Source organism: Thiomicrospira sp. (genome assembly GCF_036568485.1).
Classification (GTDB): Bacteria; Pseudomonadota; Gammaproteobacteria; order Thiomicrospirales; family Thiomicrospiraceae; genus Thiomicrospira.
Window position 1 is genome coordinate 16,076 of record NZ_DATCSL010000005.1, and the last position, 21,158, is coordinate 37,233.

The following is a 21,158-nucleotide window of genomic DNA, read 5'->3' on the forward strand; positions in this document are numbered from 1 at the left end:
CGGACTATAGGGTTTATAAAGTTAAGACTTGTGAGGCAAACCAATTTGGGTGCTTGTTTTAAACCGCTCTGATTCTGCGCGCAAGTTCTGTTCTAAGCTCTGTAGGTCATTGGCGAGAGAGGTATTGTTTTGAACCATTTTAGCATTTTGCTGAATGGCTTCATCCAATTGATTGACTGATTGGTTAACTTGACCTATGCCTTCTGCCTGTTCGCCTGAGCTGACCGCTATTTCGCTTACGATATCGTTAACGCTTTGCATGCTCTGGAAAATGGCTTCAAAAGCTGCTTGAGTGGTCTCAAGTTTATGAGCACCTTGATTAACCTGTTGCACTACTTGCTCTATTAATTGTCGAATGTTAGTCGAGGCTTCAGCCGAGCGTTGTGCGAGTTGTCGAACTTCACTCGCGACTACCGCAAAGCCACGCCCTTGTTCACCCGCGCGTGCGGCTTCTACTGAGGCATTTAAAGCCAACAAATTAGTTTGGAAAGCAATGCTATCAATTAAGCTGACAATGTCGTTGATTTTTTTACTCGAATCTTGAATTGAGTGCATACTGTCGACCGATTCTTGCATGACATCACGGCCTTGCTCGGTTTGTTCGCGTGCGTGCAAAGTTAACTGATTTGCCTGACGCGCATGATCGGCGACTTGTTGGATACAGGTTGTAATTTGTTCAAGCGTACGCGCACTATGTTCGACTGATAAAGCTTGTTGGCGTGTACGTTCCTCCAGCGAGTGATTGCTAGAGACAATATCGTGCACGGTGTTTTCCATTGCTTGCGTGCTATTTTTAACCCCTGTCATGGCCTGGTTAAGCTGTGACATGGCGGTGTTTAAGTGGTTCTTCAGACGCTCCATTTCACCACTAAACTGACCTTGGATTTGGTGAGATAAGTTGCCATCTGCTAAAGCATCGATCGCAATAAATATTCCCGATAAACCTTGTTCGAGCGTATTCATCGCTTGGTTTGTGTGGTTAATTAATTTTGCTAATTGCCCTTTTCCAGCGATCTCTATACGCGCACTTAAATGGCACTTGGATACGCCCGACATGACATGGTTAATTTGCTGAACCACTTCATCCAGGCTCTGCATCGCGTCATCCACTTCTAAACGTAGCTGGCCTTCGATGGATTGGTCCATGCGCTGATCAAAAGCCCCTTGTGATAAGGCATTGGCAATCGATTGGAGTGATTGCATCGTGCGTTCTAGGCTTGAAATCGCATCATTCACATAGTTTTTGAAAACCAATAAATCGCCGCCAACACTCACGCTGAGGCGTTGACTATAGTCACCTTTAGCTACCTTAGACAAGCTGGTGTTAGTTTGATCAAACACCGATTTTAGATTTTGAGTTAAACCATTAAATGCGGTGATCACCGCGCCCATTTCATCCTGATAACTAACGGGTAAAGGTTTTGAGAAGTCATTTGAGCGGGTAATGGCTTCAATGCCTTTTTGCATCGCCGCTAATGGGCGCGCGATTTTACCGATCAAAGTCGCCACCATTAAGGCTAAAAACAATGACATGGTAATTAAGACGGCCAAAATGAAAAAGTCGAGGCTGTTTAGCAAATGCTGAAGCGTGGGGTCGATCACCAGGCCTGGTTGATCAATGCGCTGTTGATCAACGACTTGTTGAAGTTGACTTTTTAAATAGAGAAAGACACTGGTGAAAAAGATACCGGCAAAGACCATTAAAATCAGCAACAAACGAATTAAGCTTGCGATTTTAAGACGGCTCCAAAACGAAGCGTGAACAGGTTGTTTCATAGTGGTTTTTCCAAAAAAAGACTGTTGCAATCATACTCTGTTAGAAAGCCTTATGTAAAGCGCAATACAAGATGTGGTGAAGTTCAGTTTTGTTGAGAAAAGAAGTGCTTAGGGCGAGGTCAGCGACCATTTAATTGGAGTGAGATTATGTTGCTTAAGATAGGCATTGGTTTGTGAAAAAGGGCGGCTACCAAAAAAACCACGGTGAGCTGACAGCGGCGAGGGGTGAGGGCTGCGAATAATTAAATGTCGCTGCGGATCAATAAACGCGCCTTTTTTTTGAGCGTAAGCGCCCCATAAAATAAATACAAGATTAGAGCGGTGTTGATTGAGAGCGTGGATAATAGCATCGGTAAAGGTTTCCCAACCCTGTTTCTGATGAGAGTTAGACTGGTTAGCTTCTACCGTCAAAACCGCATTAAGCAATAACACACCTTGTTTTGCCCAAGGCATTAAGTATCCAGAACTTGCGTTATCAATATCAAGATCGCTGAGCAGTTCTTTATTGATGTTGAGCAGTGATTTAGGCAGCGGTTTGACATCGGGTAATACAGAAAAGCTTAATCCATGTGCGTGACCGGGGGTTGGGTAGGGATCCTGACCTAAAATCACGACCTTAACCTGGTCAAATGGCGTGCTGTTAAGTGCATTAAACCATTCTGCGGATTTGGGTAAAATGTGTTTACCGGCTTGTTTTTCAGCGACCAAAAAAGCACGAAGCTTGTGCATATAAGCTTTATCAAACTCCGGCGCTAAATAAGCCAGCCAGCTTGAATCCAGTTTAATATCCGGCATAAAGTTTATGGTGACAGCCTTACAGATGACCAGGCTTGTGGATCAGTTGGGTGAATCGAAAATTGCAAACGGTCATGCAGACGGTTCGGACGACCCTGCCAAAATTCAAAACGCTTGGCCAATAAACGATATCCGCCCCAAGTTTCAGGGCGAGGCACGACTTTGCCCGCAAATTCGGCTTTAGCCTTTTCCAGTCTTTGTTCTAGTGCTTGACGATTTTCGACCGTCTGGCTTTGGCGTGAAATGTAAGCACTTAATTGGCTGTCAATGGGTCGACTATGGAAGTAGCGATCGGAATCCTCAGGTTTTATTTTTTCTACCAAGCCTTCAATGCGAATTTGGCGTTCTAATTGTGGCCAGAAAAAGTTGAGTGCCGCACGCTTTGAGGTAATCAGTTCACGTCCTTTCGCACTTTCGTAGTGGGTATAAAACACAAATCCATCACGGTCAAAGGCTTTCAATAAAACAATGCGAGCATGTGGCTGTTGCGCCGCATCCACGGTGGCCAATGTCATGGCGGTGGGTTCGGCTACTTTTTTTTCAAAAGCTTCATCCATCCATTGTTGAAACAATTCATACGGATTGTGGCTTAAAAACTCGTCACTTAGTTCACCCATTTGGTAATTTAACCGATGGTCGTGATAGTCGCGATTGGGCATGGATTTGATCTCTTATTTATCGAACTTAAATAGCATAATAAACGTCATCGAACTTTATTTCTATGCTTTGCCGGCAAAAAATAGGGTTTTTAAATGCGTTATTCAAACGCTTTTAAGCACTGGGTTTGAACAATGCTTTACTTTAAGCAGAGACTCACCAATAATATGGTTTGTTTAAAAACGCATAAATGGATCACCAGGCCTGGTGGATGGTTGAGTTAAAGGAGAGTTTGTGAGTCAAGCGTACAATTCGTCAGAAATTGAGGTTTTAACAGGGCTGGATCCTGTTCGTAAACGCCCTGGTATGTATACTGATACCACTCGTCCCAATCATTTAGCCCAAGAAGTCATTGATAACAGTGTCGATGAAGCCTTAGCGGGGCATGCTTCTGAAATCAATATTACACACTACGCCGATGGCTCGGTGAGCGTCGAAGATAACGGCCGCGGCATGCCAGTTGATATTCACCCAGAAGAAGGTGTGTCGGGGGTTGAGGTGATTTTAACGCGCTTGCATGCCGGTGGAAAATTCTCCAATAAGGCCTATCAGTTTTCAGGTGGTTTACATGGTGTAGGTGTATCGGTAGTAAATGCACTCTCCAAACGTGTTGAAGTTCAAATTAAACGTAACGGTGAGCAATATGCGATTGCATTTGAGCATGGTGTCTTGGTTGAACCCTTAACAGTAATTGGCAAAGTAGCTAAAAAGAATAGTGGTACCTTCCTGCGTTTTTGGCCAGAAGCCTCGTTTTTTGATACACCTAAATATGCGTTAAATCGTTTAAAGCATTTATTAAGAGCTAAAGCCGTTTTATGCCCTGGGCTGACCGTCAATTTTATGGACGAAGTGAGTGGCGAGCAAACGAGTTGGTATTACGAAGATGGCTTAAGAGATTATTTAAATCAATCGCTAGAAGGCTTAGAACGTTTACCGATAGAAGGTTTTGTGGGTACTGAGTCCTCAGAAAATGAAGCGGCTTCTTGGGCTATTGCTTGGCTAGAAGAGCCGCATGAAGCCCTAAACGAAAGTTATGTAAATTTGATTCCAACACCGCAAGGTGGCACGCATGTTAATGGATTGCGTCAGGGCACCACGGATGCGGTACGCGAGTTTTGTGAGTTTCGTAATTTAATTCCACGTGGGGTGAAGTTGTCGCCAGATGATGTTTGGCAAAATGTGGCGTTTGTGCTGTCGGCTAAGTTACGCGATCCGCAATTTGCAGGGCAAACCAAGGAACGTTTGTCGTCACGTGAATGTGTGCCGTTTATTTCGGGCGTTGTGAAAGATGCATTAAGTTTGTGGCTTAATCAGCATACCGAAGTAGCCGAAAAAATTGCCGAACTGGCGATTAATAATGCGCAAACTCGTAATAAAAAAGCTCGTCAAGTGGCGCGTAAAAAGGTAACGTCCGGTCCAGCCTTGCCTGGAAAACTTGCGGATTGTACTGAAACGGATTTGAGTTTAACCGAGTTGTTTTTGGTGGAAGGGGATTCAGCTGGCGGTTCGGCTAAGCAAGCACGCAACAAACGTTTTCAAGCGATTATGCCGTTAAGAGGTAAAATTTTAAATACCTGGGAGGTCGATTCTGGTCAAATTTTAGCCTCGCAAGAAGTACACGATATTAGTGTGGCTATTGGCGTGGATCCGGCCTCAGAAGACTTAAGCAGCTTGCGTTATGGCAAGATTTGTATCTTAGCTGATGCCGACTCAGATGGCGCACATATTGCCACCTTAATCTGTGCGTTATTTGTGCGACACTTTCCAACACTGGTTGAAAATGGCCATGTTTATGTGGCAATGCCGCCTTTGTATCGTATTGATGTAGGCAAGAACGTATTTTACGCACTGGATGAAGCCGAACGTCAGGGGGTGTTAGATCGTATTCAGGCTGAAAAGCTAGCGGGCAAAGTTCAGGTCACGCGTTTTAAAGGTCTAGGCGAAATGAACCCGATACAATTAAGAGAAACCACCATGTCACCGGAAACACGTCGTTTGGTGCAGCTAACGCTTGAAGCCGAACACGCCTATCCTATGATGGATATGATGTTGGCTAAAAAACGTGCGCCAGATCGAAAAGCTTGGCTAGAGCAAAACGGCGATTTGGCTGAGGTGGTTTAGTGAATATCATTCGTCGGACATGTTTAGGCATTTGTGTATTAAGCTTAATCGGTTGCAGTCAGTTGGAGACCAAGTCGACATCTGGCGTGAATACTGATCCATCAAACTCGTCCACGCATAACTTACAAACAACTAAACTCGAACCAACCATTATGTTTGAAATCATGATGGGGGAATTGTTTGCACAAAAAGGCGATTTATTAAGTGCTTATAACTTAATTTATGGCGTAGCAGAAACGACCCGTGATCCCGCGTTGGTTGAACGTGCTTTTCAATTAGCGATGAGTGCTTTCTATGCAGAAGGTATTGATAAAAGTGCACGCTTGTGGCGAGAAATGAACCCGGACGATGCCACGCCTTGGCGGGTAGGTTATATTATGTCGCTTCGACAGGCCAAATTGAGCGATGCCTTAAATTACTGGAAAGCCTATCGGACTCGTTCAGAACTGAGCTTGGAAGATGATTTAAAAAACGCTGCGGCTCAAGTGGTGCAATCGACGCCGATGGATACCGGTTTGGAATTTTTTGAAACGCTGTATGAGCTTTACCCAAATGAATGGGCGGCTGGTTATGCGTATGGCTACGCGGCTGATCAGTATGGGCGTGTTGAATTGGCCGTCGATACACTCGAGGCCGTTATTAATCAACATTCAGCCCCCGCCGAAGTTTATTATGCACTAGCGAATTTATATGTCGAAAATGATTTGATTCAGCGAGGATTAACGCAGTTAGCTCGCTATGTAGAATCTCATCCAAAAGATTGGATGATACAAGAACGTTATGCCCGATTAGAGGCTAAGGCGACGCTTTATAATCAAGCCAAGCAGCGCTATGCCCGAATTGTCGCCGCCAATCCTAAGGCCTATACTTCAAAACTTTCGCTGGCTTTACTCGAGTTGGAACAAGGCGACTTGAATGTAGCAAAGAAGCAATTAGAAGCCCTGCTAAAAGTCGACGGTTATCAAGACGTCAGTTATTATTACCTAGGTGTCGTATCTAAAAGCCAAGGGGATTATGTTCAAGCTCGTTCTTACTTAGAGCGTGTTGTTCACCCTAATTATCAATTAGATGCGAGCCTACTCATTTCACAAATATTGTATGAAACCCAAAGTCTTGACGCGGCCTTACAATATCTGGATCAGTTGCAGCCAGCCGATGATCAAGAGCAAGTTAAGATACTGCGTGCGCGAGGTATTTTTTATGGGCAGTCAGGAGAATGGGCAGGGGCGGCAGATCAGTATCGTTTGGCATTAGAATTATCAGTTGATCGTCTTACTTTAAGTTATTCGTTGGCCATGGCACTTTATGAGCTGGGTGCTTACGATGAATACGAAGATATTATAAAAAATATTTTAAAAGACCACCCAAATGAACCAGATGCGTTAAACGCACTCGGTTTTTACTATGTGGAGCAAAACCGTCAATTGGATGAGGCTGGACGCTTGTTAAACCGTGCATTGACCTTAGCGCCGAATAGCTTCCATATTATCGATAGCTTAGCTTGGTTGGCTTATAAAGAACGACGTTTTGCTGACGCTGAAAAACATATAGAGCAGGCCTGGTCGCTTAATCAGAATGATGAAGTGCTGATTCACATGATCAAAATTAAGTGGGCATTAAAAAAATACGACCAGGCACAAAACTTGTGGAAAAAACACCATAAGCAGTTCCCTGATAATCCGGTTTTGCCCAATTTAATCCAGCAACTAAAAACTAAGTGATTGATTTTGATCGCTTGTCACAAGCTCAGCCTCATTGTATAGTGAAGTCTGACTAAGACGAGCGGTTAATCAACTCGATTGCGTTCTATTATTAAAGGTGGGGATGAATGTATTACCAGCGTATAAAATTTCAAAAAAACGTCAACTTTTACTTGATCTTTTCCTTAATCAATGGATAATACGCACCTGTCTTACGACAGAGATCTTTTGGGCCGTAGCCAAGCGGTAAGGCAGCGGGTTTTGATCCCGTCATGCGAAGGTTCGAATCCTTCCGGCCCAGCCATCTCATCCTTATTCCCCAAATTCAGTTTATCCTCGACAGGAGCCGCCATTAATGGCTAACAAAAGTGTCATGATATTTGCGGGAAATGCAAATGTCACTCTTGCAGAGAAAATCTCCCTTTCTTTAGATCAACCTCTTGGTAAAGCAAATGTAGGCCGTTTTAGCGATGGCGAAATCATGGTCGAGATTACCGAATCCGTTCGTGGTAAAGACGTCTATGTATTGCAGCCCACTTGCACGCCTGAGCCAGCCGTCAACTTGATGGAAATGCTGGTGATGATTGATGCCCTTAAGCGTGCATCGGCTAAGCGCATTACCGCGGTGGTGCCTTACTACGGGTTTGCCCGTCAAGATCGTCGTCCTCATTCGGCTCGTGTACCCATCACCGCGCGTTTAGCGGCGGATATGATTACTTTGGCTGGTGCGGATCGTGTGATTACAGTGGATCTCCACTCGGATCAGATCCAAGGGTTTTTTGATATTCCGGTTGATAACATCTATGCCTCACCGGTTTTGGTCGAGGATATGCTGAAAGAGTTAGATGTCAGTAATGTCACCGTGGTTTCACCGGATGTCGGTGGCGTGGTGCGTGCTCGTGCCGTGGCGAAAGCGCTAAATGCGGATCTTGCGATTATCGATAAACGTCGCCCTAAAGCCAATGTGTCGCAAGTCATGCACGTTATTGGTGAAGTCAAAGGCCGCGATTGTATTGTGGTCGATGACATGGTGGATACCGCGGGTACCTTGTGTAAAGCCGCCGCCGCCTTGATGGAAAACGGTGCAAAAAGTGTCACGGCCTATGCGACGCACGCGGTGTTGTCAGGCCCGGCGGTAGAGAATATTCGTAAATCGACTCTTAAAGAGTTAGTGGTAACGGATACCATTCCGCAGTCTGCTGAAGCCATGGCTTGTGACAAGATTCGTCAAGTATCAATCGCCACTATGCTAGGTGAAACGATTCGCCGTGTAAATAATGAAGAGTCAGTAACGGCGTTAATGCCTGAAATTTAAATTTATCGCGGTAGTTAGTTAAAAGCCGATAAGTACCAGGCTTGGTGCTTATCGGCTTTTTTGTTTGTTAATTTAGATTGGAAAATAGCGGCGAAATCAGTATAATGCACGCTTTCCTTTATCTGGTCGCGGTTAAAGGCTTATTGAATTGGGGTTAAACCCTGTTAACGGAGTAATCACTATGAGTGAAGTATGGACAGCAGAAGTCCGCTCGACTGAGGGGAAAGGTGCGAGCCGCCGCCTTCGTCATGCGGGCAAAGTACCGGCAATTATTTACGGTTCTGATAAAGAGGCCGTGTCGGTCACCTTTGAAGGCAACTTTGTAAAAAAAGCCTTGGTTGACATCGATGTTTACAACACCGTTTTAACGGTAGATGTAAAAGGTGGCAGCAAAGAGAAAGTGATCATCAAAGACATGCAAAGACATCCTGCGCGTGCCGACGTGATGCACATGGATTTGCAGCGCGTAACCGATAAATCTCGTGTTACTAAGCGTGTACCAATTAAATTCACTGGCGCAAACAAAGCACCAGGCGTGAAGTTAGGTGGTTTGATGACTTTCTTCCAAAAAACGGTAGAAATTCGTTGTACAGCTAAAGACCTTCCAAAAGCCATTGAAATTGATGTGTCTAATATGGAAGCCGGCGCTAACTTACGTTTGTCAGATCTTCAGTTGCCTAAGGGTGTTGAAGTTGTGGCCTTGTTACACGGCAACTCAGACTATGACCAAGCCGTTGTCGGTATCGGTAAAGTTAGAGTAAAAGGTTAATTCAACGGTTCTAACGAACCTAACCTCTAGGAACCAGCGTTTATGTCCTCTGTTCAACTCATTGTCGGTCTGGGAAATCCGGGCGAACAATATGACCAGACCCGACATAACGCTGGTTTTTGGTTTGTGGAGGAAATAGCTCGCCAACAAGGTGTAGTGTTTCGTCCAGAAGCCAAGTTTTTTGGGGAAGTGGCTAAGATTGACTTGAATGGTCAGCAGGCCTGGTTGCTTAAGCCTATGACCTTTATGAATCGTTCAGGTCAGTCTATCCAAGCTCTTGCCAATTTCTATCGTCTAACAGCCGAGCAAGTCTTGGTGGCACACGACGAACTAGACTTACCTGTGGGCGTTGCAAAGCTCAAAACTGGCGGTGGTCATGGCGGTCACAATGGCTTACGTGACACGATTGCGGCTTTGGGTGGCCCAGGTTTTCATCGCTTGCGTTTAGGTATTGATCACCCGGGCGATCGTCATCAAGTGGTCAATTATGTATTGAAATCCCCGTCTAAGATTGAACGCGAAAAGATAGATGACGCCATTTATGACGCTACACGTGTGCTATCGGATATCTTAGCGGGTGATTTTGCTAAAGCGATGAATCAACTTCATACGCGCAGTTAACTAATTTTAAGGAGTGTTCGATGGGAATTAAGTGCGGAATTGTGGGTTTACCAAACGTGGGTAAATCCACTTTATTTAATGCCTTAACCAACGCCGGTATTGATGCGGCTAACTACCCATTTTGTACTATCGAACCCAATGTTGGCATCGTACCAGTGCCGGATCCTCGTCAAGATAAATTGGCCGAAATCGTTAAGCCAGAGCGTGTTTTATCCGCCACTATGGAGTTTGTGGATATTGCAGGCCTGGTTGAAGGCGCTTCAAAAGGTGAAGGCTTAGGCAACAAGTTCCTCGCTAACATTCGTGAAACCGATGCGATCACCCAAGTGGTGCGCTGTTTTGAAAATGACGATATCGTGCATGTCGCGGGCAAAGTTGATCCAGTATCGGATATCGACATAATTAATACCGAACTTGTGTTGGCTGATATGGAGTCGATTGATAAAGCGATTCAAAAAGTCCAACGTGTCGCCAAAAGTGGTAATAAAGAAGCCGTCGCGCGTTTAGCCGTATTAGAAAAAGTGTCAGCCGAAATTGCCGAAGGTAAATTGGTTCGTAACGTTGATTTAACCAAGGACGAGCAAGCTGAACTTTATGATCTGCACTTATTAACTATCAAACCTATGATGTATATTGCCAACGTCAACGAAGATGGATTCGAAAATAATCCTTACTTGGATGCGGTGCGCAAAGTAGCTGAAGAGCAAGGCGCGGTAGTGGTGCCAGTTTGTGCGGCAATCGAATCTGAAATTGCCGAGTTGGATGACGAAGACAAAATGGACTTCTTACAAGGTATGGGCTTAGATGAGCCTGGTTTAAACCGTGTAATCCGCGCTGGATACAGCTTGTTAGGCCTACAGACCTACTTTACTGCGGGTGTGAAGGAAGTACGTGCCTGGACAGTTAAAGTCGGCGCTACGGCCCCTCAGGCGGCCGGTGTGATCCATACGGATTTCGAGAAAGGCTTTATCCGTGCCGAAGTGACCGCTTATGAAGACTTTGTTAAATACAACGGTGAGCAAGGCGCAAAAGAAGCTGGTAAGTTACGCTTAGAAGGCAAAGAATATATCGTACAAGACGGCGATGTTATGCATTTCCGTTTTAACGTATAACAGATAGAAGCACCAAGCCTGGTGGTTTTAAAACCATTAAGGCGATATAAAAGTTTTGACAAAATCCAAAACTTCCTTATAATACGCGCATCTTTTGGCTACATAGCTCAGTTGGTTAGAGCACATCACTCATAATGATGGGGTCCCAGGTTCGAATCCCGGTGTAGCCACCATATATTAAAAAAAGCCCGTCTTGCACGGGCTTTTTTATACCTGAAATTAATCTCCGAGTTAGTTCGTTTGCATTTAAATGTAACCGTTTCAATTATTCAAAATGGCTAAGCAGTTTTTCTTTGTCGGATTTTGTTAAGTCCAAGGGTAAAGACTTTTTTAAACTGGATTGCGTTTGTGGTGGCAATGAACTCACTAACTGTTGATGTGTTTGTTTTGGAAAAGCTAAATACCAGCTATCTGGCGATTCGGTGTTTATTAATTCGTTAATATCATCGCTGATTTTACTTAGGCCTCGCTTGGCCATTTCGCTTGCCAAATTGTGATTTTCGCCATTGGCGTGATGAAAGTTGCCAGCTTGATCAGCGAGTCGTTCACTGGTTTTCTGACGGGCTTCGTCGTAGTCCAGTTCTTTAATGAGTTGTAATTGTGTGGTGATTTTTGCGGTGCCTTGATTTCGGGTATGGCTAGTTTGGTTGGTTTCTTGGCGATCGATGGCGGGTGTTTGTGTGACACGGTAAGCGCTTAGATGACTCGCATTAGCGATAACCAGAATGGCTTGATTGAACTTCATGATGACCTCCTGAACGGAATTCGAACCAAAACTTCAATATTAATCATATACCTATCTATAATTTAATCAACTAGCCGTGTTTCAGTTGTTATCTGATCGGTGAGGTTAATTGTGTGAAATCTCAGACCCAGTCAGGCTTATAAATTCAGGATAGCAGATTAACTTATGGCATACTGAATACTAAAAATAGGAGCAAAAGATGATTCGCTTTCAAACTAAACATTACGCCGATGTCACGATGTTTGACCATGTAGCCTTAAAACTCATTGGCTTAATGGGCCATAGCGGGAGTGTGCCGGGGGCATTGACGGAAGAAGAGGTAGCCGAGGCATTTGAAAACTTAAGCAATGCAGTAAATCAGCCTTCGGCTCAATCTGGAGATAGTTGGGATGATGATTCGGTGAGTTTAGCGCATCGTGCACAACCGTTATTAGACTTATTGGATGCGGCAAAACGCGGCCATAATCATGTCATCTGGGAAAAATCGTTACGTTAATATAGAATGACCTTACTAAAAATAATATATTGAACTTTCTATGCTTAAATATCGATTAATCACCTTAAGTCTTTCTGTTGCAATTCTACCTTTCCAACTTCATGCAAACGATTCCGACCAACAAGCCTACCAAGAGCTAATGGCGTTGTTGAACGCGCAAACCGAATTAGTGACGCGTACCAAAGTCAATGCCGACTATGTACCGGGTTCTATCAGCGTATTACGTGGCACGGAACTGATGCGCTATGGAGTTCGAACAGTTAAAGATGCTTTAAGCATGACGGCTTCGATTGAGGTTCAGCCTAATCATCTTGGGCAGTCGGTGTTAGTTATGCGCGGCTTAGGCACACCCTATTCGGGTGGAACCGTAAAGTTGATGCTGGATGATGTCAACATGGTTAATAGTTCAGCCGGTTACAGCGAAGGCATTTTGCATATGCCGATTGAACAGGTCGAACGTATTGAAGTTATTCGTGGTGCGGCGTCCGTGTTGCATGGCGACTTTGCCTACTCCGGTGTGGTGAATGTGATTTCAAAAAAAGATCGCCACTTTTCAGTTGGATTAGGCAGTCGCGCTTACAACCATGTTAGCGCCAGCGAGCGCTTTGAATCTGAGTCGAAACAAAGTCAGCTTTCATTAAGCTTTTCGCAATGGGAGCAGGACAAAAGTGGTCGTCGAGCTGAGGGAGATGTATTAACGCAAGCCGATCCTATACTCGCAGATCTAGGATATATTAATACCGGTGAGTTAGCGGCGTATTCACAAGCACCAGGCCTGGTGAATGATCGAAAAGCTTATCGCAACTTGTTGCTGAACTGGTCGCATAACGACACCGAGTTTTATTGGCAAGCACAAGAATATCAAACCGGCGATTATTTTGGGGTGATTGAGTTTTTGCCTAAGGAAACTCAAGATTATAACCAGCGTTATCGAGATATGTTGCTGGGTGTGCGTCAAACCAGTGAGTTAAATAATGATTGGAATTATGAATGGCATCTCGGCGCACAGCAAAGAAATTACCAATTAAAAACATTGTACACGTCTGAAGAAATTGATATTGCAGCCATTAAAGCAGCCTATAGTGAATTAGCTTATGAAAGTCCGGTTGAAAGCTATGTTACCGAACGAGTGATGAATTTATCAGGTCATCTCGTATACGATTCCTTTTCATCTCACCGCGTTTTATTGGGTGCTGACATTGAACGAGTAGAATTGATTAAGTTAACCTCAGACGCAGTTTTAGGCAGCGGCGATGAGATACAAAAAGATCTCGAACATGGTTCTGAAGGAGATCTACGTCATGTGTTGGCCGTTTATTTGCAAGATGAATGGCGTCCGAATGAAGCCTTTACTTTAACCACTGGTTTGCGTGCTCAAAAGTCGTTTATCGATTACCGGGATAGAACAGATGAGGGTGATATTCCGCAGACAAAGCCGTTTGAGAGGTTAGAAGAGCTTAGTATTACCCCTAAAATTGCAGCGGTTTGGCGGCTAAATGATCAGCATATACTAAAAGCTCAATACAGTCGTTCATTGATCACACCGCCGATTGCACAAGTAACCAACGTGGGTGAAGCACCAGAACCCAAGCCTTATACCAGCGAAACCGATCATTATGAATTGGGGTATATTTTTCAGGGTTTAAAACAAACCCATCGTTTAAGTGGCTTTTATTCAGACTATAACAATATGCCACAGGGCACGGTTTACTATTATTATTTTGATGGACGTTACGCTGAACCTTTTCAAAGTGTAAACTCAAAAGGTATCGAGTGGGACGTTGAGTTTAGTCTAACTGGAGATTTAACTGGTTTTGCCAATGCCAGTTGGTTGGAAACAAAGGATGCGGATAATGATGTGCGTTTAGTTGGCTCAACCGACCGAATGGCGGCATTAGGTTTAAATTATCAGTTTAACCCGCAATGGCGCTTGGCGGTTTGGTCTAAATACATTGGTGAACGTTTCCGTGAGCCTTATGACACACGCGAAAACTTAAAACCTTATAGTCTGACTAACTTAACTGCTTCTTATGCGAGTGATGCGTTTAAAGGCTTAGTTTTTAGACTCGGTGTGGAGAACTTGGCCGACACCGATCAACGTTATGCTTCGCCTATTAACGGTACACTTTCTGAGTTGCCCGACCCAGATGAATACATCGCTGCTTATCAGGCTGACTACCCAGGAACCGGTCGTCAGTTCTGGGCGAAGATGCAGTATGAATTTTAAACAGTTTGGCCTTCTGGTTGGTTTAAGTTTATTAAACCACCAGGCCTGGTCGTCCTGTGAATTGGTCGCGCAGCTTGCCGGTAAAGCCTATGTAACCAGCCCACACTATGCGGCAAGTACACAATATCAAACCGAGCTTAATCCACTGACACAAGTGGGTATTTGGCAGGTTTATCCTTATCCGAAAAACGCATCCAATCCATCCGAAGTTTTCCAAACCTGCGCGCCGTTTAAACGTGCTGGCGTTGAATTTTTTCCGGTATTGCAAAAGCAGAACCAGTTTGCAGTCGTTAATGGACTGTTTATGATTAAAACCCATCACGAAGCCGATATTCACCGCATGGCACAGCGTTATGGTTTTAAATTGATTTCCGGCTTACCTAACCGTTTTACGGCGGTGTTTGATGTGAATGCGCAGGTTGATTCAACGCAGGATTATGATGCGATATTGCGTAAGTTAGATCGAGATAAAGACATTCAATTGGTCGTGCCGGTTTTGATTGAAGCCGACACGCGTTAAAAATCGCTTGCTAACACCGCTTTATTTCTTAAAAATCAAATAAGCTGCGACCGCAACCAAACCGGCTTGTGCCCAAATCGCCCAATCCCAGCCCCAAGTTTGAAACTCCAAATACAAAGCCGCGCCAATTAAAGCGAGTGCAATACCGCGCTGGCGTTGCTGTTTGGCTTGGTTTTCCAAGGCTTGTTCTAAACGCGATAACTGGCCGGAATGTAACTCTAACTGACCATGTGCGGCTTTGTTTAAAACCGAATGCACCAGGCCTGGTATTTGCGGCGCATTTTCAATCCAGAAGGGCAGGTTGCGTTTGGTGTTTTTAATTAAACTCTTTAAGCCCACACGTTCTTGCATCCAGTCTTCTAAAAAGGGTTTGGCGGTATCCCACAAATCTAATTCGTCATCTAACTGACGCCCTAAGCCTTCAATGTTTAATAAGGTTTTTTGTAGCAGCACCAATTGCGGTTGCACTTCCATGCCAAACCGACGCGCGGTTTGGAACAAACGCATTAAGAACAAACCAAATGATATGTCTTTTAATGGACGATCCCAAATCGGTTCACACACGGCACGAATCGCCGATTCTAGCTCGTTAACGCGCGTATCGCGTGGCACCCAAGCGGACTCAATATGCAGTTCCGATACACGTAAATAATCGCGGTTAAAGAATGCCAAAAAGTTTTCGGCTAAATAACGCTGATCTTCCGGTGTCAATGTGCCCATAATGCCAAAGTCAATCGCGGCATAACGCCCGTCGGGCAAAACAAAAATGTTGCCGGGGTGCATATCGGCATGGAAAAAGTTATGTTTAAACACCTGGGTAAAAAAGATCGTCACACCCTTAGCCGATAAATCAGTTAAGTCGATGCCAGCCTCGATTAGCTTTTCGGTTTCAGAAATACGAATGCCGTATATGCGTTCCATCGTCATCACGTTTTCATTGGTATGTGACCAATAAATCTCTGGGACATACAGCAAATCGGAGCCTTCAAAATTACGACGAAGTTGTGTCGCATTAGCGGCTTCGCGCATCATATCCATTTCATCTAAAATGGTTTTCTCAAATTCACCAACCACTTCGACCGGATGCAAACGCCGACTTTCTTTCACCGCCAATTCTAGTAAACGCGCCAAACTGTACATAATCGACACGTCTTGTTGAATTACCGGTTTGATGTTCGGTCGCACTACTTTAATCACGACATCTTCACCCGTCGGCAGGGTGGCGGCATGCACTTGTGCCATCGAAGCCGACGCCATAGGTGTGGCTTCAAACTGAGAGAAGGCTTCGTTAATCGGTCGTTTTAAAGCTTTTTCGATAATGCGGCGTGAGTGATCTTCATCAAACGGCGGGCAATCATCTTGCAGTTTGGTGAGTTCAACTGATAAGTCTTCTGGCAGCAAATCTTTACGGGTAGATAAAGCCTGACCAAGTTTGATAAAAATCGGCCCCAGTTCTTCCAAAGCCAAACGCAAACGTACACCGCGACCGGCTTTGTGAGTCGGTCGCCAGTTCCACGGAAACAGCAAACGGTTAACCCAAATTAGCGCACGATATTTACTGTTCGCCAACACCATATGATCCAAACGGTAATGCGTAATGACACGGTTGATTTTGATTAGACGAAACAGTTGTTTAAATGGATTCATAAGGGTCTTTTAAAAGTTTTTACTGTTGAATTTAGGATTGGATAAGCTTATTCAGGCGCGTTTCTAGCTCAGTTAAGTGACGATCAAGTTGTTCAACTTGTTGGTTAAAAGCCTGAACTTGCGAACTGGCGGGCAGTAAATCCAGCTCGTATTGCAGGTATTCGGTCAGCATTTGTTGAGCATCAAGTTTGATGTGACGAGTTTGATCTTTAAATTCACGCACCCGATAACCTATCTGAAAAGCCAGCGGATCGCCGATGATCTTAGATAAATCTTCTTCCCAATCACGTGTTGCCATTAGAACTTCCAACCTCGGTGTAAGGCGACAATACCTTCGTTCATATTGATGTACTCCGCCTTATCAAACCCAGCTTCCAGCATCATATTCTTTAAGGTTTCTTGGTCTGGGTGCATGCGAATCGACTCGGCCAAATACTGATAACTGGCTTCATCGTCGGCAATCAATTTGCCCATTTTGGGCAGAATATTAAACGAATAAAAATCGTAAACCTTAGACAACAATGGTTGATGGACTTTCGAAAATTCCAAAATCATCGCCTGACCGCCGGGTTTTAATACGCGTGCGATTTCGGCTAACGCCTTGTCTTTATGCGTCACGTTACGCAAACCAAACGCCATCGTCACCACATCAAACGTGTTGTCCGGGAAGGCCAAGGCTTCGGCATTCGCGATGGTATAGTCCACCTGCGCGCCAATGCCTTCGTCTAACAAACGATCACGCCCGACGCGCACCATGCTTTCGTTAATATCCGCCAAAATCACTTTGCCGTGTGCGCCCACACGTTTGGCAAATGCCTTGGTTAAATCGCCGGTGCCACCCGCCAAATCTAACACCGTCATACCGGCGCGCACGCCGCTGAGTTCGATGGTTTGGCGTTTCCATAAACGGTGAATGCCAAGCGACATCACATCGTTCATCACGTCGTATTTTTTCGCGACCGAATCGAATACGCCTTTTACTTTTTTGACCTTCTCATTGAGTGGCACTTCGCTAAAGCCAAAATCGATGGTTTGATCCTGTTTGGATGACTTCATTTGCCGGACTCCTGTTTGAGTTTGGTCAGCTCGGGATGGTCGTGACCCGCCCGCATTAATTGGCGTAAATAAGCAACCCAATAACTCTGGTAATTTTCGCCCAGGTCGTATAAACGTTCCCAAGTGTACAAACCGCTGTCGTGGCCATCGCTAAAATGCAATCTTACCGCGTAGTTGCCCACTGGGGTAATCGCGTCAATATTGACATCCTGTTTGCCAACTTGCAGCACTTCCTGGCCTGGTGCATGGCCGGTCACTTCGGCGGACTGAGAATACACGCGCAGAAATTCGCAAGTGTATTCAAACGCTTTGCCATCATCAAAACTCACGGCCAGTTTGCGTGATTTTTGATGCAGCTTAATATCGGTCGGGTTAGGCATAAAGGCGTTCAAACTTTTAAATTATGGGCGAGGAAAATGTATTCACTCGCCGGATTTTATAAAATATATTGTGATAAATCCTGGTCTTTCGCCAGCTCGCCTAAGCGCTCGTCTACAAATGCGCCATCCACTAGCACGATCTGACCCGCTTGATCTGGTGCGTTATAAGACACCTCTTCTAACAAGCGCTCCATTACGGTGTGTAAACGACGTGCGCCAATGTTTTCTGTGCTTTCATTCACCTGATAGGCAATTTCCGCCAAGCGTTGAATGCCATCTTCGGTGAATTTCACTTCCACACCTTCGGTTTGCATTAACGCGGTGGCTTGTGTGGTTAAAGCTGCTTTAGGCTCAGTCAGAATACGCTTAAAGTCTTCTACTCGTAACGATTTCAGCTCAACCCGAATCGGCAAACGCCCCTGTAATTCGGCAATTAAATCTGAAGGTTTGGTGACGTGGAACGCGCCCGATGCGATAAACAAAATGTGATCGGTTTTGATCATGCCATATTTGGTTGAGATGGTGCTGCCTTCAATCAACGGCAATAAATCACGCTGTACACCTTCGCGCGACACATCGCCGCCGCTCGAATCAGAACGTTTCGCCACCTTATCGATTTCGTCCAAAAACACGATGCCGTTTTGCTCAACGTTTTCCACCGCTTGGCTTTTCAAATCATCATCGTTGATCAGCTTGTGGGCTTCTTCTTCGGTTAAAAGTTTGAAGGCTTTTTTAATCGGCAATTTGCGTTTTTGTTTTTTGCTCGAACCCAAAGATTCAAACATGTCCTGCAACTGCGAAGTCATATCTTCCATGCCCGGCGGGGTCATGATTTCAACGTGCGCGGGAGCCATCAAAATATCAATTTCAATTTCTTTATCGTCCAAATCGCCTTCGCGTAATTTTTTACGGAACTTCTGGCGGGTTTCCGACATGGCTTCGTGGCTATCTTCTTCACGACCACGAGCCGGTGGCAACAGGATATCTAAAATACGGTTTTCAGCCGCATCTTCTGCGCGATTTTGTACATTTTTAATTGCAAGATCGCGCTGGATTTTGACCGCATTATCCACCAAGTCGCGAATAATCGAATCCACATCACGGCCAACATAACCCACCTCGGTGAATTTAGTGGCTTCGATTTTAATAAACGGCGCGTTCGCCAATTTAGCCAAACGGCGCGCAATTTCAGTTTTACCCACACCGGTTGGGCCAATCATCAAAATGTTTTTGGGGGTGACTTCCGGGCGCAAATCGCTGCTCAATTGCATTCTGCGCCACCGATTACGCAAGGCCACCGCCACCGCACGCTTAGCGTCAGCCTGACCAATAATGTGTTTATCGAGTTCGTGAACGATTTCTTTTGGCGTCATCATGCTAGTCGCATTCCTTAAATCAATAACAAGTAAAGCCTGCATTATAAAGCAAAAGCACACGCCCTGCTAAACCAGCCACAGTGAAAATAATGTGTTTGAATTTGAAAAATAGGCGCACAAGAATGGGACAGGATTGGAAGATTTTTACCTAAACAGCTCATCGAATAATACATTTTTTAATTTAGCCATATCCTCTGGACGATCTTTTCCAATGGCGAATATCTTATCTAGCTCATTGCGAGAGACTCGGAAGAAAATATTTCTTGATGATTGGTTACCAATACGAATATGAAATGACAACACAAAGGTATTAATTGAAACTTTAGATTCATGCAGTCGCTTTGCAAGGGAGTGTGCATACTCTAATACATTGCTTCGAACTCGCTCGGGGGTAACATTAGAAACATTCACATTTACATTAAAATGTGCTTTGTCATTGTCTTGTTTATCCAGAAAGTTCACAGAGATATCGCCATCAATAAAGTGACGCGGAGTTGCTGGATTCAGCTCACTAACACCATGATTAGTTAGATATTTACTTAACGCTTTTTTTTCTATGATATTTTGCCGCTTTTGTTCATCGGACTGTTCTTCTGAAGAACTTTGTGATCTTGCAGACATCTCCATTCCTGTATAAACAAAGAACTCTGGGATAAATTTTGTGATTTTATAAAGAGTGTAAAGTAGTGGTATGAGGCAACTATAAAAGATGGCTGTCTTTGTAAGGTATAGCGAACCAGTTTCAATGATAGATATAGCGTAGGGATATACAAGAAACAAAATGACCGGAAGCAAAAACAAGGTGTTTTTCAGTGCGCCACGATTGGCTATATACCTGAAATAGGTGCGTATTGGTCCATAATGTCCGGGCACAGACTTATTGGAATGTATGGTTAATATATACCCCTCTTGTTTGGCATAATCCAATGTGGCCCTCAAGAAATATAAAAAGAACAAGGCGTATAGCCAGGAAATCATCGTAAAACTATCTGAAAAGAATAATACTAAAAAAGGTGCGGCTGTCAGATACGCTAAAGAGTAGAGCAATTGGCGTCCAAAGTGTAAATATAGTTCCAAAAACATTCTTCGTGAGAATTTGAACGACGAAAACCCGCTTTGCAAAACGAATAGCATAGCAGCAAAAGCGATACCGAACAGAACTCCAGATACGGAGAGCAATAAGGTATAAAACTCTTCAAGGGCTATCGGTAATGGAGGGTTGAGAATTGTGTCCAAACTTGTTTTTCCATTTAACATTTCAAAGAAAGGAAGCGAACTCCCCCAATTAGACTTAGATAGCTTCTATAATTTTTAAAAATTTACGGTCATAGTTAAGCTTGCTTTTAAGGATAGTACATTAATAAAACGGACGTTACTAGATGAATTACGGATGATAGGATGTTGAACAATCTTGTTTTCAGTATTGAACTGCTGTTGATATAAGTTGGTCATTTATTTAACAGGGTGTGTCCACTTCCCCTAAAATGAGACAACGATAAATAGAGTTTTCTGCGATCATTAACGCAGGAGACCGATATGAAGAAATCACGATTTACCGAAACCCAAATCATCGCCATTCTTAAAGAATCGGATGCGGGACTAAAAGTTGAAGAAATCTGCCGCAAGTATGGCATCAGCAGCGCGACTTACTACAAGTGGAAGTCCAAATACTCGGGCATGGAAGCGTCTGATATTAAGCGCATCAAAGAGCTTGAAGAAGAAAATGCCAAGCTAAAAAAGCTGTTTGCCGATGTCAGCCTTGAAAACCATGCGATGAAGGAATTATTCGCAAAAAAGGGTTGGTGACAGCAGACAAAAAAGAGTGTGCCAAAACCCTAGTCAATT

19 protein-coding genes, 2 tRNA genes and 1 pseudogene are annotated in these 21,158 nt (G+C 44.3%); 12 read left to right on the plus strand and 10 right to left on the minus strand.

Annotated elements, in window-relative coordinates; translation table 11 throughout:
* Positions 1 to 21: 21 nt before the first annotated feature.
* The 3 genes from VIM91_RS00180 to pdxH form a co-directional block, all read right to left on the minus strand.
* The gene (locus VIM91_RS00180; RefSeq protein ID WP_331862824.1) at positions 22 to 1,776 is read right to left on the minus strand and encodes a methyl-accepting chemotaxis protein; all 1,755 of its coding nucleotides are present in this window, start codon (positions 1,774 to 1,776) and stop codon (positions 22 to 24) included.
* Between the two features lie 108 nt (positions 1,777 to 1,884).
* Positions 1,885 to 2,571 carry a uracil-DNA glycosylase gene (gene ung, locus VIM91_RS00185; RefSeq protein WP_331862825.1) on the minus strand — a complete coding sequence of 229 codons (687 nt, stop codon included), beginning with the start codon at positions 2,569 to 2,571 and terminating at the stop codon, positions 1,885 to 1,887.
* A 5-nt stretch (positions 2,572 to 2,576) separates the two neighbouring features.
* Positions 2,577 to 3,230, minus strand: coding sequence for a pyridoxamine 5'-phosphate oxidase (pdxH, locus tag VIM91_RS00190; protein ID WP_331862826.1), 654 nt, complete (start codon positions 3,228 to 3,230; stop codon positions 2,577 to 2,579).
* A 232-nt stretch (positions 3,231 to 3,462) separates the two neighbouring features.
* Here pdxH and parE point away from each other — a divergent pair, with 232 nt between their 5' ends.
* From parE to VIM91_RS00230, 8 genes are all read left to right on the plus strand, one after another.
* Positions 3,463 to 5,349 carry a DNA topoisomerase IV subunit B gene (gene parE / locus VIM91_RS00195; protein ID WP_331862827.1) on the plus strand — a complete coding sequence of 629 codons (1,887 nt, stop codon included), beginning with the start codon at positions 3,463 to 3,465 and terminating at the stop codon, positions 5,347 to 5,349.
* Positions 5,349 to 7,070 (plus strand): tetratricopeptide repeat protein, encoded by a 1,722-nt coding sequence (locus VIM91_RS00200; protein WP_331862828.1) that lies wholly within the window; start codon positions 5,349 to 5,351, stop codon positions 7,068 to 7,070. Before parE ends, VIM91_RS00200 begins: the two co-directional genes overlap by 1 nt.
* A 208-nt stretch (positions 7,071 to 7,278) precedes the next feature.
* Positions 7,279 to 7,353, plus strand: a tRNA-Gln gene (locus VIM91_RS00205).
* A gap of 51 nt (positions 7,354 to 7,404) precedes the next feature.
* The gene (locus VIM91_RS00210; protein ID WP_331862829.1) at positions 7,405 to 8,364 is read left to right on the plus strand and encodes a ribose-phosphate pyrophosphokinase; all 960 of its coding nucleotides are present in this window, start codon (positions 7,405 to 7,407) and stop codon (positions 8,362 to 8,364) included.
* 181 nt (positions 8,365 to 8,545) lie between these two features.
* Positions 8,546 to 9,133: a 50S ribosomal protein L25/general stress protein Ctc gene (locus tag VIM91_RS00215; RefSeq protein ID WP_331862830.1), complete on the plus strand. Its 588-nt coding sequence runs from the start codon at positions 8,546 to 8,548 to the stop codon at positions 9,131 to 9,133.
* Positions 9,134 to 9,175: 42 nt separating this feature from the next.
* Positions 9,176 to 9,754, plus strand: a complete 579-nt coding sequence (gene pth, locus VIM91_RS00220) for an aminoacyl-tRNA hydrolase (protein WP_331862831.1) — start codon at positions 9,176 to 9,178, stop codon at positions 9,752 to 9,754.
* A gap of 20 nt (positions 9,755 to 9,774) precedes the next feature.
* Complete coding sequence (gene ychF / locus VIM91_RS00225) at positions 9,775 to 10,866, plus strand: redox-regulated ATPase YchF (RefSeq protein ID WP_331862832.1); 1,092 nt, start codon at positions 9,775 to 9,777, stop codon at positions 10,864 to 10,866.
* A 96-nt stretch (positions 10,867 to 10,962) separates the two neighbouring features.
* A tRNA-Met gene (locus VIM91_RS00230) sits at positions 10,963 to 11,039 on the plus strand.
* 92 nt (positions 11,040 to 11,131) lie between these two features.
* Here the strand turns inward: VIM91_RS00230 and VIM91_RS00235 are convergent.
* Complete coding sequence (locus VIM91_RS00235; RefSeq protein WP_331862833.1) at positions 11,132 to 11,611, minus strand: host attachment protein; 480 nt, start codon at positions 11,609 to 11,611, stop codon at positions 11,132 to 11,134.
* Positions 11,612 to 11,810: 199 nt separating this feature from the next.
* Here VIM91_RS00235 and VIM91_RS00240 point away from each other — a divergent pair, with 199 nt between their 5' ends.
* From VIM91_RS00240 to VIM91_RS00250, 3 genes are read left to right on the plus strand one after another with little or no spacing between them, the layout of a single operon-like run.
* Positions 11,811 to 12,107, plus strand: coding sequence for a DUF1840 domain-containing protein (locus tag VIM91_RS00240; protein ID WP_331862834.1), 297 nt, complete (start codon positions 11,811 to 11,813; stop codon positions 12,105 to 12,107).
* 40 nt (positions 12,108 to 12,147) lie between these two features.
* Positions 12,148 to 14,334, plus strand: a complete 2,187-nt coding sequence (locus VIM91_RS00245; RefSeq protein ID WP_331862835.1) for a TonB-dependent receptor — start codon at positions 12,148 to 12,150, stop codon at positions 14,332 to 14,334.
* The gene (locus tag VIM91_RS00250) at positions 14,324 to 14,854 is read left to right on the plus strand and encodes a hypothetical protein (RefSeq protein WP_331862836.1); all 531 of its coding nucleotides are present in this window, start codon (positions 14,324 to 14,326) and stop codon (positions 14,852 to 14,854) included. The genes VIM91_RS00245 and VIM91_RS00250 overlap by 11 nt, the downstream gene beginning before the upstream one ends.
* A gap of 21 nt (positions 14,855 to 14,875) precedes the next feature.
* Here the strand turns inward: VIM91_RS00250 and ubiB are convergent, their stop codons facing one another.
* The 6 genes from ubiB to VIM91_RS00280 all read right to left on the minus strand — a co-directional run bounded on the left by ubiB (position 14,876) and on the right by VIM91_RS00280 (position 20,549).
* Positions 14,876 to 16,501: a ubiquinone biosynthesis regulatory protein kinase UbiB gene (gene ubiB, locus VIM91_RS00255; protein ID WP_331862837.1), complete on the minus strand. Its 1,626-nt coding sequence runs from the start codon at positions 16,499 to 16,501 to the stop codon at positions 14,876 to 14,878.
* 31 nt (positions 16,502 to 16,532) lie between these two features.
* Positions 16,533 to 16,799, minus strand: a complete 267-nt coding sequence (locus VIM91_RS00260; protein WP_331862838.1) for a hypothetical protein — start codon at positions 16,797 to 16,799, stop codon at positions 16,533 to 16,535.
* Complete coding sequence (gene ubiE / locus VIM91_RS00265) at positions 16,799 to 17,557, minus strand: bifunctional demethylmenaquinone methyltransferase/2-methoxy-6-polyprenyl-1,4-benzoquinol methylase UbiE (RefSeq protein ID WP_331862839.1); 759 nt, start codon at positions 17,555 to 17,557, stop codon at positions 16,799 to 16,801. Before ubiE ends, VIM91_RS00260 begins: the two co-directional genes overlap by 1 nt.
* The gene (locus VIM91_RS00270; protein WP_331862840.1) at positions 17,554 to 17,937 is read right to left on the minus strand and encodes a DUF971 domain-containing protein; all 384 of its coding nucleotides are present in this window, start codon (positions 17,935 to 17,937) and stop codon (positions 17,554 to 17,556) included. The genes ubiE and VIM91_RS00270 overlap by 4 nt, the downstream gene beginning before the upstream one ends.
* 56 nt (positions 17,938 to 17,993) lie before the next feature.
* Positions 17,994 to 19,313 (minus strand): ATP-dependent protease ATPase subunit HslU, encoded by a 1,320-nt coding sequence (hslU, locus tag VIM91_RS00275; protein WP_331862841.1) that lies wholly within the window; start codon positions 19,311 to 19,313, stop codon positions 17,994 to 17,996.
* 144 nt (positions 19,314 to 19,457) lie between these two features.
* Positions 19,458 to 20,549 carry a hypothetical protein gene (locus tag VIM91_RS00280; RefSeq protein WP_331862842.1) on the minus strand — a complete coding sequence of 364 codons (1,092 nt, stop codon included), beginning with the start codon at positions 20,547 to 20,549 and terminating at the stop codon, positions 19,458 to 19,460.
* A gap of 300 nt (positions 20,550 to 20,849) precedes the next feature.
* On the opposite strand from VIM91_RS00280, the pseudogene VIM91_RS00285 reads away from it, so the two are divergent.
* Positions 20,850 to 21,110: pseudogene (locus VIM91_RS00285) on the plus strand (transposase); the annotation flags it as partial.
* Positions 21,111 to 21,158: the final 48 nt, after the last annotated feature.